Origin of the sequence: Microcystis sp. LE18-22.4A (genome assembly GCF_027531105.1) — a bacterium.
Taxonomy (GTDB): domain Bacteria; phylum Cyanobacteriota; class Cyanobacteriia; order Cyanobacteriales; family Microcystaceae; genus Microcystis; species Microcystis aeruginosa.
Genome location: NZ_JAPZRB010000171.1, coordinates 1 through 16,865, shown reverse-complemented (window position 1 = coordinate 16,865; position 16,865 = coordinate 1). Strand labels below are relative to the sequence as shown.

Genomic DNA, 16,865 nt, shown 5'->3' with positions numbered 1-16,865 from the left:
ATGGAGAGCTTTGTTGTCAACTAATCTTACACAGCCCAATGTGCGCCGCAATAGCGACTCTTGTTCGGGTGTGGGGTAAAATCGAAACGAATAGGCTTTTTCCATGTCTCACATTTTAGCATATATTTCGTAAATGTGCTAATATTTAACAGCAAAGCCGCCGTAAAACGGCGGGGTTTCAGACCCAAATTTTCGATGATGAATGGCAATTGTTCTCCCCGTTCCAACCCGACGAATAATGCAGATGCTGCGTCCTCTGATGGCGGGCAGCGTTTTTATGGTAAGTATCGAGGAATCGTGCTAGATAATGAAGATCCGTTAGGATTAGGACGAATTCGAGCAGAAGTTGCGGTGGTTTATGGATCTAAGTTAAATTGGGCTTTGCCTTGTACTCCTTATGCAGGTCCGGGCGTTGGGTTTTATGCTATTCCGCCTGTTGGGGCTAATGTTTGGCTGGAATTTGAAGGAGGCGATCCTAATTATCCTATATGGGTGGGCTGTTTTTGGGATGAAGGTCAAGTACCAAGGGGGCCTGAAGAATTGCCTAATCCGGCAACTAAAATATTTAAAACCGAGTTTATCAAGATGGTACTCAATGATCTACCGGAAGTGGGAGGTTTTACGTTAGAATGTTCCCCTGAAGCGGTGGCGACTCCCTTAAAAATGGTTTTTAATTCCACGGGAATTGAAATTAATGCTGCCCCTGCCATCATTAAATTAGTCACAGAAGAAGGAATTACCCTCGAATTTCCCCCCGGTACGATTTCCATGACAGGAACGGCCATTACCTCGGAAATTCCTGAATCAACCCTAACCCTAAACGAAGGAGTCATTTTAATAAATTCGGGTGATGTGACGGTAACAGCCACTGCTGATGTGGCTATAGAGGCTGCCACTACTAAAATAACAAGTATAGTCAACATAGAAGGAAATACTAATATAATCGGAGCAGTTGAAATAGAAGGAAATACGAATGTAACTGGAGCGATTGAGATAGAAGGGGAGACCAACATAGCAGGTGCTTTGACCGTTGAAGGGGAGACCAACATAGTAGGTGCTTTGACCGCTGAAGGAGGTATTGCTATATTAGGGGCTGGTACGATTGACGGAGCGCTTATACTTTAGCCATTTCTATGAATTTCTATGCCATCACTGGATTAGTCGAGGTAACAGGAGATTTATTGGTCGATGGTCAGCAAGTCCTCTTTATTTAAGGCAAGTCCGTTGTATCATTCCTAACCTAACACTAAATTAAACCCAATGAAGTTAAACATTAACAAAAAATATGCAAATTGCTTTCCCTTTTAAGCTTAATAATCAAGGTTTAGTCGCCACCACCGACTACAATCAACATATCTATCAAATGATCGAACAAATTCTCTTTACTATGCCGGGAGAAAGGGTTAATTTACCTTCCTTTGGTTGTGGTTTACAACGCTTAGTATTTACCACTAATAATACGGAAATGGTAGCCGTTACTCAAGCGATGGTACAAGCTGCCCTTAGTCAGTGGGTAGGAGATGTCATTCAGGTGGCAACGGTAGAGGTTAGAGCAGAAGATTCTAAGGTAACAATTTGGATTGAATATGCTGTCCTGATTACTCAAGAACGGTATCGAGTTAAATTTGAATGTTGAGGGGAAATCGTCAATGGAAATGACCGATAAATTTAGTTCTTATATACGGTTACAACGTCGATTAAATGTTAGTCAACATCCTAACTTAATCGGACTAGATTTTCTTGAAATAGAGCAACAAGAACAACAATGGTATTTAAGAGCTTATTTTGTTTCACCTTCTCCTGAACATCCCAATAAGCAACATATTCCTCCTAATTTGACTCCCGCTAATTTTCAAATAAAAACACTACAGAAAAAATTAGCACCTTTAAAAGTTGAGTCAGTGAGTTACATTAATAATAACTATGTAGAATTAAAACTTAATTTAACAGCAGAAAATGAGGATTGGCTCGGTTTTCACCTTCTCACATTAATCGATATCGAGTATTTAGACTCGGCGTTATCTCAATTACCTTTTAGTTTATGGCCAGATAACACCATCCCGATTAATCCTCAGTCTCCTACTGATTTACCACCACCTTTACAATTACCTATTGAAATTAATTATTTAGCTAAAGATTATCAAAGCTTTCGGCAATTAATGCTAGATTATTTAACGTTATTACTCCCCCAATGGCAAGAACGTCACGAAGCTGATTTAGGGATTGTCTTAGTTGATTTACTCGCTTATGTAGCTGATTATCTGAGTTATTATCAAGATGCTGTGGCTACGGAAAGCTATTTAGGAACAGCGAGACGGCGGCTTTCTTTAACTCGTCATGCTAGATTACTAGATTATCAGGTATCAGAAGGATGTAATGCTAGGGTTTGGGTACAAGTACAAGTAACGGGAAATACTGTTTTACCGATTGGAACACCCCTATTGACACACAATCAACCCGCCCCTAAACGAATTTTAGTTAATGAATATAAGCAACGTATTCAACAGGCTAATCCTTCAGAGCAAGTGTTTGAAACGATGGAAACAGTCTCCCTTTATGTTCAACATAATGAAATGTATTTTTATACTGGTGGAAGTTCTCACTTTTCTCTAAAAAAAGGAACAACTAAGGCGACTTTAAAAGGACATTTTTCTAACTTGCAACAGGGAGATGTTTTGATTTTTGAGGAAGTTATTAATCCCCAAACTGGTTTAGCTAAAGATGCTAACCTTCAACATCGTCATGAGGTAAGATTAAGCCAAAAACCTCAACTGATTTATGATGAACTTTACTCTCAAGAAATAACTGAAATTGAATGGCTGCTAGAAGATAGATTACCTTTTGATTTGGTTGTGTCCAGCTTAACAAACGAGGGATGTTATCAACAGGATTGCACAGTGGTTAGAGGCAATATTGTTCTGGCAGATCATGGCTGTACCATTGATAATGATAAGCTCCTAGATACTGTTCCAGAACAGGGAAAATATCGCCCTCATTTCTGTCCGAGTGGATCGCTAACGTTTCGAGTTCTTTTTCAGTCTAATATCGCCAAGAAACAATCAGCTAAAAAAACCTTAGAACAAAAACCGCATCAGGCAACTCCTGCTATTGTCTTGCAAGAATTAGGAGGACTTTACTCATTTCTTCCTGCTCAAATAATTGGCAATAGTAATATTTGGATCGCTAAAAGAGATTTACTTGCCAGTAATCCGTTTAGCCAAGATTTTGTTGTCGAAATGGAAGAAGATGGTTTAATTTATCTGCGGTTTGGCGATGGTAAGTTTGGCAAAATACCCCTCAGTGGACATCAATTTCAGCCCATTTATCGGGTAGGAAATGGCATTGAAGGAAATGTGGGTCAAGAAACTATTACAACCATTGTGAGTGAGGATCTAAACATTATAGGCGTTCGTAACCCGATGGCTGCTCAAAAGGGAAAAGAACCTGAAACTCTCGAAGAAATTCGCTTGAATGCACCAGTTGTTTTTCATACTCAAAAACGTTGTGTTACGGAAGCAGACTATGCGGCAAGAACCGAAACTTATTTTGATGTGTTACAAGCGATCGCAATTCGTCGATGGACTGGGAGTTGGAATACCCTCTTTATCTATGTTCTGCGTCATGAAGGGCGATCTGTAGATTCAGCATTTGCAGCAGAAATTAAAGAGTATTTGACCCCTTGGGCAATAATTGGCACAGATTTAGTGATAAAGGGCGCACAATTTGTGCCAGTCGCTATTACCCTCAAGGTGTATCTTAAGCCTCATGCGGTGCCTAATCAAGTATTACAGATATTGAATTTGGCTTTTAGTTCGGTGATTTTTCCCGATGGAGAACAAGGCTTTTTCTACCCAGATCGCTTTAAATTGGGTCAACCCCTTTATTTAAGCCAGATTATCGCTCGTGCTTTACAAGTTCAGAACGTGGTTCGGGTTGAAGCGACTCAATTTCAGCGTTTAGATCGACTTTCGGGTGATGAACTAGATACAGGAGTGATTGAGGTATTACCATTAGAAGTAATTCAAGTGTTAAATAATGTGAAAGAACCCAAAAAAGGCAAAGTTAAGTTTATCATTGAGGGAGGTTTTGATAGTTAGTTGTATAAAAACTATGTACTCACGCAATCGCTCCTTGTTTACACGACGGCAAGCTGGCTCCTTGTTTACACGACAGCAAGCTGGCTCCTCTTTAGCGAATTCGCTATCTCGCCCCTTCTCATCAAGATCTTTTTCATCTAAAGTAGGTGTATTTCATAAACCAGATACATCTTATGGGAAAGGCCCATGGAAAACGGAAATAGAAAAAATACCAGTTGAATATAAGCCACTTGATTGGAAAGAGGGAGGAAAATACTCTCCTGACGACAACAAAATTACTTTAAATGAGAAGCATAGTCCAGCAGCACAAGAATCAACCCTAGAGCATGAGCGAGCCCATGCCGCTCATTTCAGTTATCTTGATCAAAACGATCCTGAAAATCTATTGATAAGTGAGTTGGTCGCTAAGCGGAGAGAGGCGATAAAGACGGGCAATCAAATCAACTTAGGACAGTTGCCAAAAGATGCGGAAAGTGCGAAAACACCAGAAGATCAAGCCAAAATAAAAGAACATAACATATTTAAAGAAAATCCTTCAGAATATAGCAAATTAGTTCTTCGACAATATGCAAAACATTACCAGAAAAGATTTTTTGACACGAACCTTTCAAAACTTGCAGATAAGATACATACAGATCTATCTCAATCGGATAATCAAGACTAGGCTACAATTGCAATCGATAATCTTAATGAAGTAGAGATTATTAGTATCTTCTCTACTTTGTGTGATAATTTTTGCTTATGAAATCGTGAAATGCTTACTAGGCAACACTTTTAGGACTATTTTGCTGAAGAAACTATATAGACCTCGTTTCCACACAGAAACCAGAAGAGCCGATTATTACTAACTCCTAATAATTGTGATGGGCAAAAATTCTGAATTATTACACTTAGCCAAGGCAAATCTTATAGCCCAAGGCGATACAACGGAATTGTGGCATCATTTAAACTGTTATAATCCCCCTGGTCTGACACAACTCAGCTATCGAGCAGGAACTTACAGCACCTTTTTGATAGGGATGTTAGCGCAAGCTCCCAAAGAAATCATTACCAACGATCAACTTTTTGTCACGCAACCTCTCGCTAATCTCAATACATCTAGATTAGTTCCTAATGATATCGTTCTTGCTTTCTTGAAAATTTGGGCAGTTTTAGGGGACATTCTCACTTTTTATAACGAACGCATTATCAACGAAGGCTATTTAAGCACCAGCGTCGAAAGTTTCTCCGTCGAACAATTAGTCCGCAGTTTAGGTTATCAACCCGATCCCGGTTTAGGTGCTACTACTTACCTTGCTTTTACCCTCAGAGTTGCTCAAGGTATCCCCACTGAAATTATCATTCCCGCCGGTCCCCAAACCCGCGTTCAAAGTCTGCCTAAACTCAATCAAAAACCCGTTATTTTTGAAACCAGCGAAAGCATTGTTGCCCGAGCCGCTTGGAATGCCATTAAAATCTATCAGCCGACCGTTTCTCCTCAAATAAACCTCAATTATGGGGCAACAGGTATCCGCATTGCGGGGACAACCACAGGATTAAAACCCAATAGTCCTCTCCTGTTATTAAGAAAAAATTCTGACCAGCGATCGCCCCAAACAGAAGCAGAATTTCGCCTGTTACACGAGGTAGAGGTCAATAAAAGCCAAGGTTACACCCTAGCACTATGGCAAACCCCTTTAACTCAAGGAAAACCCTTATCCCCGACACCAGACAGTTTACCCCAAGCCTTTACCTTTAAACAACAAGCCAAACTATTTGGCCACAATGCTCCCTTATGGAATAGTCTTCCTGAGCGTACTAAAGCGCAATATAGCACTCGTTTAGGGGGAATTTTTGTGAGCGATGATCGGGGTCAATCTTGGTTAAGTCATAATATCAATTTACCTGATCTCAAATGGCAAACCTTAGTAATTACCTCTGATGGAACACTATTTTTAGGCACAAATAAGGGACTTTATCGAAATAAGAATCAAGGCGATCACTGGGAAATAATAACAGGAGGATTATCCCAACAGCCCATCTTTTCCCTATTGCTAACCTCCGATGATCAATTATTCGTAGGTACTGTTAATGGGGGAGTCTTTCGTTCCGTTGATGGGGGAGAAAGTTGGGATCGTCTTCAAGGGTTATTAACGATAGTAGAAACAAACCCCAACCGTAAATTAGTAAATGCTACTTTACCTAGAACAAGTGTTCGTTCAATAGTTTGGAATAATCATGATTTATCAAAACCAGCCACTCTTTTTGTCGGAACAGATAATGGCGTTTTTCAATTAACAATGGGGGGCGAACGTTGGCAACCGAGTAATCGAGGTTTACCTCATTATAATGAGCAAACAGGACAAACTTCTCTGATTATCTATGCCCTAGCTATTAATACGATCAATGGCTATCTTTATGCAGGAACAAACTTAGGTATTTTTGCATCTTCCGATCAAGGAAATTGTTGGCGATCACTCAACAAAGGTTTACCAAATTATCAGAAACAAGTCGCTTCATCCTCGGCGAAATTACCAAGATTGAATAACTGTCTCCCCAGTACAGAAACGGCGATTACTATTAAATCTATTATTCACTATCAAGAGCCTCAAAGTCAAATTTGCTATCTTTTTGTAGTGACAGAAGCAGGGATTTTTCGGTCTCAAAATAATGGCCATAATTGGCAGTTAGTTAATAATGGTTTAGAATCTCCTAAGGGTAAGATTGTAGTCAGTTCTTTAGGGACATTACAAAATCAAAACCAGATCATTTTGTTAGCAGGAACGAATCAAGGATTGTTTTCAAGTGACAATCATGGCAACCAATGGCAATTACTTGATCCTGTCCAAAATATCGAAGCTGTGGCAACTAATAGTAAAAATAAAATTGCGATCGCTACTCCTTTAGGTGAATTTAAAGATCAAGACTGGCCTAACTTTTATTTGCCGGATAATTATATTGACTTAGATAAAGTTTATTCCTCAATTATTCCGGGAAGTTTTGTGATTCTGAGACAGCAATTACCGACTCCAATCGTAGGTATTTATCGGGTAAAAACCGTTCTCAATCTTGTAGCTTCTGACTTCACACTTAAAACTTCAATTACCCGTCTTGAAATTGATAGTCATGAAACGCCAAAGCTCAGTCAGTTTAATTTACGCAATACCCAAGTTTTTCTACAAACAATATCTCTTAAATTATCTGCGTCTTCCTCATCACCTCCTACCCTAGTAAAAGGATTAGAAATTAACCTAAATGGTGAGAATTTAGGTTTAGCTAAAGGACAAACTTTGAGTATTACGGGAAAAAGACCTAGAGCGGTAATTATTGGGTCTTTAGGGGGAGTTTATCACAATAAAGATAAAAAATGGAATCTGTTAGGATTAGAGAGCTTATCGGTTGAATCTCTCTGTTTTAATCATGATAATAATTTAGTTGCAGCTACAGAAACAGGGATTTTCATCTATAAAAATCACCAATGGTCAATACTGGGTAAAAATATTATAAAAGCTACCAAAATTCTGCTAAGTTCCTCTCAAGAATTAATCTTGGGAACTGAGGATGGAGTCTATTATTATAAGCCATCAACTGATGACTGGAATCCCTTAGGAAATTTAAAAGAATCGGTCTTAAGTTTAACTTTTAGTCCACAAGGATATTTGTATTGTGGCACAGAAAAAGGACTTTTTTATTATCATGATTCCCAGTGGATTTCTCTCGGTTTTAGCGATCAAAAAATATCAGCTTTACTTTGGACTCCTAGCTATCTCTATGTGGGAACTAATCAAGAGGGAGTCTATCGCTGTACTATTCCAAAATTAGAGGAACAAGCTGTCATTCAAGTATTCAACGTTTGGAAAATTAAAAGCTTAGTAAGTGACTCTCAAGGACAGCTTTTTGCTGGAACTGATGGGGGAGGAATTTTTTATTCTTCTGATCAAGGTATAACTTGGAAAGAAAGAAATTTCGGACTCTTAGATCAACATATTCAGTGTTTACTAATTTCTCCTCAAGACATCCTCTATGCTGGAACAGAAAGGGGAGGACTTTTTTATTCTCTCAATCAAGGGGAAACATGGATATTTTGGCCTTTAGGTATTTCTAACAATATCAAAACCTTAACTTTAGATGGCGAAAATAATCTTTATGTTGGAACAGGAACAACTGCTTACTTACAATCTGCCGAAAGTTTAGAACCAACTCCGCTTAAGCAACAGCAATTATTTACTATCCCTTCGGAATTTAAAGAACTATTAAATCAAGGTTTTATTACTGAGCAATTGAACAAAATATTCCAAGATAATAACCAATCGTTAGATCCTAGTACAACTATCAAGGTGGAACAAGTTGATCGCTGTTGGAGATTGTCAAATAATCACGGCAATACCTTCTTAATTCGGCAAAATTTTAGACAACTAATCGTAGAATATACTCCTCAATTTGAAGTGCTAAAAGCTCCAGTTTCTCATCCACAATATGCACATCTGTATTACTGGTTTTTGCAATCTCCCGATAGTCCCGAAATTAAATTGATAGCTCAATCGGATGAAATAATTTGCGAATCTGCCGTTAATTCTTCTTCTTCAATTAGTGAAATTACAGTTGTTGCAGATGTAATTAACAAAAATAATAATCATACAATCGTGAGTTTAACTAAGTCTTTAGAATTTGTTTATGATGACAAAACAGTAACAGTATGTGGGAATGTGGCCAGAGCTACCCAAGGGGAAACTATCCATAATGAAATTCTAGGAAGTGGTAATTCAGCCCAAAAAAATCAAAAGTTTGCATTACAAAGATATCCTTTAATTTTTCTTCCTAACCCTAACGGGATAGAAAACCTTAGCACCTTAACAATAGCAGTAGAAAGACAATCAAATTTTAACTTCACTAATGTCAATCATACTGAAATTATTTGGCATCAAGTTTCTAATTTATTTAACTCCACTACTGATAGCCATGATTATTTACTACAAGTTTCCGAGCAAGGAAAAGCTACCATAACATTTGGTGATGGTAAACAAGGCGCTCGTCTCCCCACAGGACGGGAAAATGTCTTGGCAACTTATCGTACAGGTATTGGTCAAGATGGGAACGTTGATAGGGGACAATTAAGCATTATGGCTAACCGCCAACCAGGAGTGGATAAAGTTATTAATCCGATTCCTGCGTCTGGGGGGAGAAATCCCGAAAAAATGGTCAATATTCGGCAAATAGCACCTCTATTTGTGAGAACTTTAGGTCGGATAGTTTCCTTAAATGACTATGAAGATTTGGCGATTACTTTCCCCGGTATTGCTAAAGCTAAGGCACAAGTTTTGTGGAATGGACATCAACAATTAATTCATCTTACTATTGCTGCTAATGACGGTGTTCAGATTTCTAAAAACTCGAAGCTTTGTCAGGATTTATATCAAGAAATTCAAAAATTAAGTATTCATTCACAACCGATACAAATTGACTCTTTTGTACCCTTATTTTTTCAGTTCCAAGTCAAGGTAATCATAGCTGAAAATTCCGATATTCTAAGTATCAAATCTCAGATTAAAGAAACTTTCAATTCTCAGTATTGTTTTCAGCAACAAACCTTTGGACAAACTATTACTTCCGATTCTATTATTGCCACCATCCAGAGTATTACTGGTGTCTTAGCTGTTGACTTAGAAGCACTTTGTTTTCATGGCGATTACCCACAAATTTATCCTACCCTACAGGCAAAATTGGCTGAATGGAACATTGCATTACAAGAAATTATTCCGGCTCAGTTGTTACTCTTGGTTTTTCAAGAAAGTTTTGTGCAAATTACGAAAGTATAATGCTTCCGCAAGAATAAATCAAGACAACCAATCTTTAATTTCATCACTGGTTAGGGTTTTTTCTAACTTACGATATTCACTTCTTGCCGCTTGTAGTAAATCAGTCATCGTAACAGCACGTCCTTTTTCTGAGGCTAAAAAAGCAGCTTTTAAAGCAATATTACGAATTTCACCCCCAGATACATTTAATTGCGCTAGTTTTTGTATGTCTAAATCTGCTTGGGGCATTTGTGGTGGAAACATTTTTTGCCAAATTTCCACTCTTTGAGCAAAGTCAGGAAAGGGAAATTGAACAATAAACCGTAAACGTCGTTTAAAGGCACGATCTAAGGCTTCAGGAATGTTAGTAGTCAAAATAGCTAATCCTCGATAGGCTTCCATTTTCTGCAATAAATAGCTAACCTCAATATTAGCATAGCGATCATGGGAGTCTTTGGTTTCTGTTCGCTTACCAAAAAGAGCATCCGCTTCATCAAATAATAAGATAGCACCCCCAGCTTCAGCCGCATCAAAAACTCGTCGTAAGTTCTTTTCAGTTTCGCCGATATACTTATTAATGACGGTACTCAAATCAATACGATAAAGGTCTAAACATAATTCTTTGGCTAAAATTTCAGCAGCAAGGGTTTTTCCCGTTCCACTTGAGCCAGCAAATAAAGCACTAATTCCTAGTCCTCGCTCACTTTTCTGATTAAATCCCCAATCTTGGTAAACTTTGGCTCTTTGGCGTACTTCTAGGGCGATTTCTTCTAGAATTTGCTTCTGAGTTTCGGGTAATACTAAATCACCCCAACCTGCTTTAGGCTCAATTCTTTGGACTAAATCATCTAATTTTTGTCTTGCTTGTAGGCGACAAGTATCCCAAAGTATTTGGGCAACTTCTTTTACAGTAAATGTCTCGGTTTCAGTTTGACTGAGTTTACCTAAAGTCTCTGTCCAAGTAGCATAAATGTTGGGATAGTTCATATTAAACTGAAAGACAATTTCATTAGCCAGTCCCGTTAAATCTAGATCAATTTCACTAAAAAGCATCTTCCAGAGTTGTTCTTGCTCGCTTTGAGTGGGTTTTTCTACATCAAAAGTAATCATCGGTCGTTCGGTTAATAAACCCCGCTCTCGGCTCGATAGGATTAAGAAACTGGCACTATTTTCCAAAAAATAAGATAAGGCTTCAGTTTGGGAGGTGTCGCTGTCTTCGGTCAGGCGATCGCATTCGATTAATAAACCTTTTCCCAGCAAAATTGCCTCTCGATCCCATAATCGCACGATCAAATCTAATCTTTCAGGGTTACTCGGAAGCGTTGAGACTGAGAGTCGCGCCAAGCGTAAGTCTAATTTTTCGGCCGTCTTAGCTGCGATCGCTTGTTTAGCGGCCAGATTATCCCCAGATAATTGCAATAAAGGATATTGTTTTTGTTCTTGTCCTTCTATCCATGTGGCGGCTAATTGTTGGGCTAAATGGCGATGAGAAGGAGCAAAACGCTCTTCTGTGGGAAGAGGTTTAATAAATTCTCCTAATCTACGGTCAATAAAAGATAATCCCATCAAATAGAGGAAAATATTTTCGTCAAGGGTGAGGGGACTGGTGAGTAAGGTGGGTCCGGGTTGTACTTCAATTAAATGCCAATAACGTAAAGAACCCGTCGAAGAAATTGCTTCCCAATTCGCTTCGGGTAAGACGGCTAAGGCGAGGGAAAAAGTAGGATAATTAAGGTTGTCATCCTTTTGAGCATCAGCACATAATTGGGCAAAGGTGGGATCAAGTTCCATCGCTACACACAGTAGGAGCAGCTCTATTTCAAAGGGTTCAAGATTAAAGGTGTGGTAGAGACGTTCCAATGCTGAAGCCGAAGGCATTTGTTCTTTGGCTTCGTTAAGTTGGGCAAATGTTGCTTCTAGCTGTTGCTCATCCCAGCGTTTATCCTCCAAAAAGGCAATATATCGGTTAATTTGCTGTCGGATAGAAGCGATCGCTGCCGTCAGAAAGTTAAAATTGGCTTGTTGCCAAGAAATGCTCTCTCTGCCAGACATAGATTTATATTGGTTGTTAACGTTTTTATAGTAAGCTATAATTCATAAATAATCAAGGAAATATGTAAAGCTAAGATATGTAACTTATAGCTGTTTTCACATTTTATTTAATGTTAATAAGGAAGTGTCACTGAATATGCCTCACTCAAAAGTAAAAAAGCGCACAAAACGGATAAAGTCTATTCTTGATACACTCGGACAGTCAAAAGGCAAGATAGGATTTTATGACAAAAGAGCTACAACAGGTTACAGATATGCCATAGGAAAACGGAAACAAGGCCCTCATACTATGGCTCATATTACGAAAAGAGTAGCATTACAAGCAGCGATAGAGGCTGGCATAGATCCGTTACTTCTGAGAGGTACGGCGGCATTCCCGAGACCACGAGTGATGAACAAAAGAATGAGAGATAGTTTTCGAGAGAGAGGAACAAATGGGCTGCAAATGACAAGAAGACAGAGAACAGCCTATCTTAATGCCTACCAAAAAGCGTGGAAAGACTCCTCCCAAAGCAACAAAGATCAAACAATAACACTTGATGCCTTAAGGCGTGGGATGGAACTTAATCCAGCAACAGTTTACAATATAGGAAAAGGGACAACTTCTTCGTCTGAAATAGCGGGAAAAGGAGAAAATAGACAAAAAGCAGCGCAAGATATTTGGAAGTTGGTCAATGCACCATCAGGACAGATCCCAAAAATGGAAACAATGGACTTAAGTGGTGCAAACTCCCACGAAAAACATCGTTCAAAGAAGATGGTAAAGTCCATTGGCCAACTGTTAAAAGGGGAACATCCCGATTCAGATTCGAGTGACAGTGAATCTGATAGTGAAATAGAACTAGATGACGACTAACTTAGTTGTCAAAAACGACTCAACCATCAAGTGTTGACCATATCAATGCTGATTATTAAAGAGTGACGTTATTTGTAACATGGCGGTAAACTTAGTGATTTATAAACTTTTCCCCTCATCATGATAGCTAAGAAATTATCGTAATTTGGAAAGTTCACTAATATGATATAATGTCAACATTTTTAGACAAAATAAGCAATATGGAAGGAAATTTTTCTCGGTCAACCTTTAAAGCGAGTAAGCGTTACCATCGCGTCTTTATGCAACAAGGGCGCGTTCAGCTAGATGCGGACTGGAATGAGGCGATCGATAGTATTACCCATAATCAGCAGTCAGCCATTCGCTATCTCATCGGTGATTGTGCTGTCCCCTACGAAAATGGCGGTTTTCGGATATTTAAACAAGATTGTCTCAAATTTAATGGTAAATCTAACTATCTCAATCTAGGATCACGCTTTTCTTTAGCGAATAGCGATAGTTTTGCTATTGAAGCTTTGGTTTGTCCCCGTTGGGAGGGTAATGGCGGCACAATTTTAAGTAAATTTAATCTTAACCCAAGTAATGATTATCAGGGAGAATATCGTCTTTTTATTAAACCCAATGGGACCGTAGTTTTCCAAAGAATAGAATTGTTACTAGATCAACAGAATGCTGAATTAGTGAGAGAAAATACCCTTGACTATTCAGATGCAATTTATCTCCATTCCTTAGAAGCTATTAAAGTTATTGAATTAGGGCGATTTGTCCATATTGCCGTAGTTTCTATTGGTAATAATCTTTATTTATTTGTCGATGATCAGCTAGTCGCTACCTCTTACCAATTCAATGAATATCAAGAAGCCTCTGATATTCCTTTTTTAATTGGCGCACAATGGTTAAATGAGCAACCCGATAACTTTTTTGATGGATTAATCGCTGATATTTTAATATCAGAAATTTTGAACAGAGAAGCATTAGAACAAAATTCATTAAATTTCAAATTAAAGCATTTACAAAAACAGCCGCACTGGTCACTTTTACAAAATAAAGAAATTATCTCGACCAACTTAAATGGCAATTTAGAGAAACGATATTCTCCTCCTATTTGGCTCATTCAGCCTCTTTTTATTAGTCATGGTGTTGCTTATACGGGAGGAATTTTATGTGAAAATGAAGCCGATATCTTGCTAACCGAACAACTAGAATTGCCTCATAGTGCTTTACCTAATCTAGAAAGTTTGCAGGGAATTTATTTAGTTTATTTAGATGTTTGGTCACGCTATATTTCCTCTATTTCCGACCCAACTATTCGAGAAATTGCTTTAGGTGGGGCTGATACCACAGGACGCTCTAAAATTATTTGTCAAGTTAAATTACTTGCTCTAGAAAATGACAATAATCAACAACAATGGATTGAGAAATTTCAACAGTTAGCAAGATTAAATCGCCAACGTGGTCAGTTAAAAGCTCGCCATGATTATAAGATTCCCATTAAAGGAAATTATCTGTATCGAATTGAAATTCATAATCCTGGTTTTGTCTCTGGATGTCCCCTATTCTCTGCTGAATTTTTACCCATCTTAAAAGGACAACTAATCGAAGCCAATTGCTTTAAAATAATCGAAGGAAATTTGAAGCTTTGGGAAAACCAAGAATGGCTTGAAATTATCTTTAAAGTTGCTTCATCAACAAAAGAAAAAATTGTCAAAATCCAGAAAATCAACTCCGAAAATAATCAAATTTTACTCACTGATGACTTGGAGTATCCCTTAGAACAAATCTTTTATTTACGACCAATTGCTACCCTAAAATGGTCGAAAGAAAATGGATCAATTACTTATCCGATTCAAAAAATAGAAACCAGCGAAAAACAAGAAACCAGCATTATTACGATTATTAATAGTCCCCCCGGTACACCTGCTTTACAAAATGGAGACTGGATCGAAATTGTTGATGATGACTATGTTTTAGCTAATCAAATCAAGCATTTATGCCAGATTCAACACATAGATGGGGACATAAGTTCTCCGACAACTCGCCTGACGGTTAACCCTGCTCCCCCAGCCAAATTTGGACGTAATCGTACTAAATATCCTTTTGTCAGACGATGGGATCAAAAACAAATGAGATGGAATAAAGAAAGAAACGTTCAATTATCCCCTCTAAAAAGCGGTGTTATTCCCCTTCGCCAAGGATGGTTAGAAATTGAAGATGGAATAGAAATTCAATTTGAAGAAGACGCTATTTATCAACAACGAGATTATTGGTGGATACCCGCACGCACAATCAACAATAGTATTGAGTGGCCGGTGGATGAACAGTCGAACCCTAAATTAAGGAACCCCCAAGGCATTGAACATCATTATATGCCCTTAGCCCTCGTGCAATTTAACCAAGCCTATTCCTTAGAAATTCTCAAGGATCTGCGTAATATTGTTCCTAATCTCGGAGATTGGTTAAGCAAAAGTGGGGGGACAATTACTGGAGATTTAACCGTTGAAGGAATGTTAGCGGTAGAGAGTGATACATTTCTTCGTCGTAATGTCACTGTTGGCCGACTTTATGGAGAATTAGCTCCTAATTTGGTTGATACCCCTCAAGTAGTCGATGACGCTATTACCCCCGAAAAACTCGCTCCAAATATCGGTTTTGTCCCTCCGCAATATTCCATTCTGGGTTCTAGTCCCATTGCTCCCCCAGAATATACTTATACAGGTTTTTCCATCACTGTCCCTGTATTAAGACCCCAAAATTGGCAGGAGATTACCCCCCCAATGCCCAAAGCCGGACGAGTCTATACGACGGTAATCGAAGAAAAGATTTATTGTTTGTGGGAAACAGGGGAACTGTGGGCTTACCAACCCAATAATGCTCTAGAGCTTTGGCAAGAAAAAAAGCCTATGCCCGATCCCAAACGAAAAGCCTTTGCTGTGGGGGTTATAAACAACAAACTGCACGTGATTGGTGGATATGTGGTTGAAGGGAGGAAAGCGGGTGAAAAGACAGGACTTCACTACGAATATGACCCCGAATCCGATCAATGGAATCTCAATCGTCCCCCAATGCCTACGCCGAGAAGTCATTTAGGGATTGGTGTCGTGGGACAGAAGCTTTATGCAATTGGAGGACAGATATCCGGTTTCTGGGGATTATTTCCCAATCTGGTCACTGGTGTTAATGAAGTCTATGATTTAGTAACTAATCAATGGTTACAATGCCCTTCTCTGCCTAGAGCCAGATCTGCTTTTGGGATTGGAGAATATCAGGGGGCTATCTATCTGTTTGGAGGACAGAAAAAAAAGTTTTGTGGACTGTGGGGAGATAAAAAAGTTCCTTGGTGTGATATTTATGTTCCCTTAAAAGAGCGATGGTTCAGACAAAAGCCTTTACCCATGTCCCTGAGCCACATGGGAATCAGTGCGATCGCAGGTCAATTTTATATCATTGGTGGAACAAATTCTTGGAGTGAACAGGATAGCACCTTTGTCTATGATGCTCAGACACAGATTTGGCGACAAGCAGCTCCCCTCCAGGAAGGGAGAAAATCTTTGGGAACTGCCTTCCTTGATGGTTCAATCTATATTTTTGGGGGTGTTACTGCCCAAGGCAAAACCGCCAGTATTGAAAAAATACACATTAACTCCATTTTCTATATCTATCAAAAACTTACTTAGGGCTGGCTGAATAAATGTGAAATATAGACTAGGTAAGGGTCTTAGGGTCTTTTTTCCCTCCCACAGGTGCAAGATTTTGAGAGAATCATGTTTCAAAACCTTACATCTTCATCGGCCTGGGTACTGTAGGAGCGAAGTATTCGGGCATAACCTATCGCTGAAACCGGAGATTTCCTATCCGAATGCTTCGCCCTTACTTTTTCAGCAAACTCTACTTAGGGTCTGCTGAAAAAGTTTTTCCTAGGGGCAGGGTGTAGGGTGTGGGGTGTGGGGTGTGGGGTTTTACCGATTTTGAGGGGGTCAGTTACCTAATTTTCAGGGAAAAAGTACCTGAATTTTACCCCCGATCCCTCCAATGGTCGGCACTTTTTGAGGTCAAAAAAGTCTAAAAGCCTTATCCAACAAGGTTTTTAGATTTATTCAGCAAGCCCTA

At 38.9% G+C, this 16,865-nt stretch carries 9 protein-coding genes; 7 read left to right on the top strand and 2 right to left on the bottom strand.

All coding sequences use genetic code 11. From position 1 onward, the window contains the following. Positions 1 to 105: helix-turn-helix domain-containing protein (locus O9295_RS07725; protein WP_288032572.1), on the bottom strand; the 105-nt coding region annotated here is incomplete at its 3' end. Between the two features lie 90 nt (positions 106 to 195). Between O9295_RS07725 and O9295_RS07720 the strand changes: the two genes are divergently transcribed. From O9295_RS07720 to O9295_RS07700, 5 genes are all read left to right on the top strand, one after another. Next, entirely contained in the window at positions 196 to 1,125 is a 930-nt protein-coding gene (locus O9295_RS07720; protein ID WP_288032571.1) for a phage baseplate assembly protein V, read from the top strand. A gap of 160 nt (positions 1,126 to 1,285) precedes the next feature. Beyond that, on the top strand, positions 1,286 to 1,636 hold the full coding sequence (locus tag O9295_RS07715; RefSeq protein ID WP_288032570.1) for a GPW/gp25 family protein: 351 nt from the start codon (positions 1,286 to 1,288) through the stop codon (positions 1,634 to 1,636). A gap of 13 nt (positions 1,637 to 1,649) precedes the next feature. Continuing rightward, entirely contained in the window at positions 1,650 to 4,097 is a 2,448-nt protein-coding gene (locus O9295_RS07710; protein ID WP_288032569.1) for a baseplate J/gp47 family protein, read from the top strand. Positions 4,098 to 4,110: 13 nt separating this feature from the next. Continuing rightward, complete coding sequence (locus O9295_RS07705) at positions 4,111 to 4,761, top strand: M78 family metallopeptidase domain-containing protein (RefSeq protein WP_288032568.1); 651 nt, start codon at positions 4,111 to 4,113, stop codon at positions 4,759 to 4,761. Positions 4,762 to 4,960: 199 nt separating this feature from the next. Beyond that, positions 4,961 to 9,892 (top strand): putative baseplate assembly protein, encoded by a 4,932-nt coding sequence (locus O9295_RS07700; protein WP_288032567.1) that lies wholly within the window; start codon positions 4,961 to 4,963, stop codon positions 9,890 to 9,892. A gap of 18 nt (positions 9,893 to 9,910) precedes the next feature. On the opposite strand, the gene O9295_RS07695 is transcribed toward O9295_RS07700, so the two are convergent. Next, positions 9,911 to 11,923 (bottom strand): ATP-binding protein, encoded by a 2,013-nt coding sequence (locus O9295_RS07695; RefSeq protein ID WP_288032566.1) that lies wholly within the window; start codon positions 11,921 to 11,923, stop codon positions 9,911 to 9,913. Between the two features lie 289 nt (positions 11,924 to 12,212). Between O9295_RS07695 and O9295_RS07690 the strand changes: the two genes are divergently transcribed. Together O9295_RS07690 and O9295_RS07685 are read left to right on the top strand one after the other, a co-directional pair. Beyond that, on the top strand, positions 12,213 to 12,779 hold the full coding sequence (locus O9295_RS07690) for a hypothetical protein (RefSeq protein ID WP_288032565.1): 567 nt from the start codon (positions 12,213 to 12,215) through the stop codon (positions 12,777 to 12,779). A 200-nt stretch (positions 12,780 to 12,979) separates the two neighbouring features. Next, positions 12,980 to 16,432 carry a DUF6519 domain-containing protein gene (locus O9295_RS07685; protein ID WP_288032564.1) on the top strand — a complete coding sequence of 1,151 codons (3,453 nt, stop codon included), beginning with the start codon at positions 12,980 to 12,982 and terminating at the stop codon, positions 16,430 to 16,432. Positions 16,433 to 16,865: the final 433 nt, after the last annotated feature.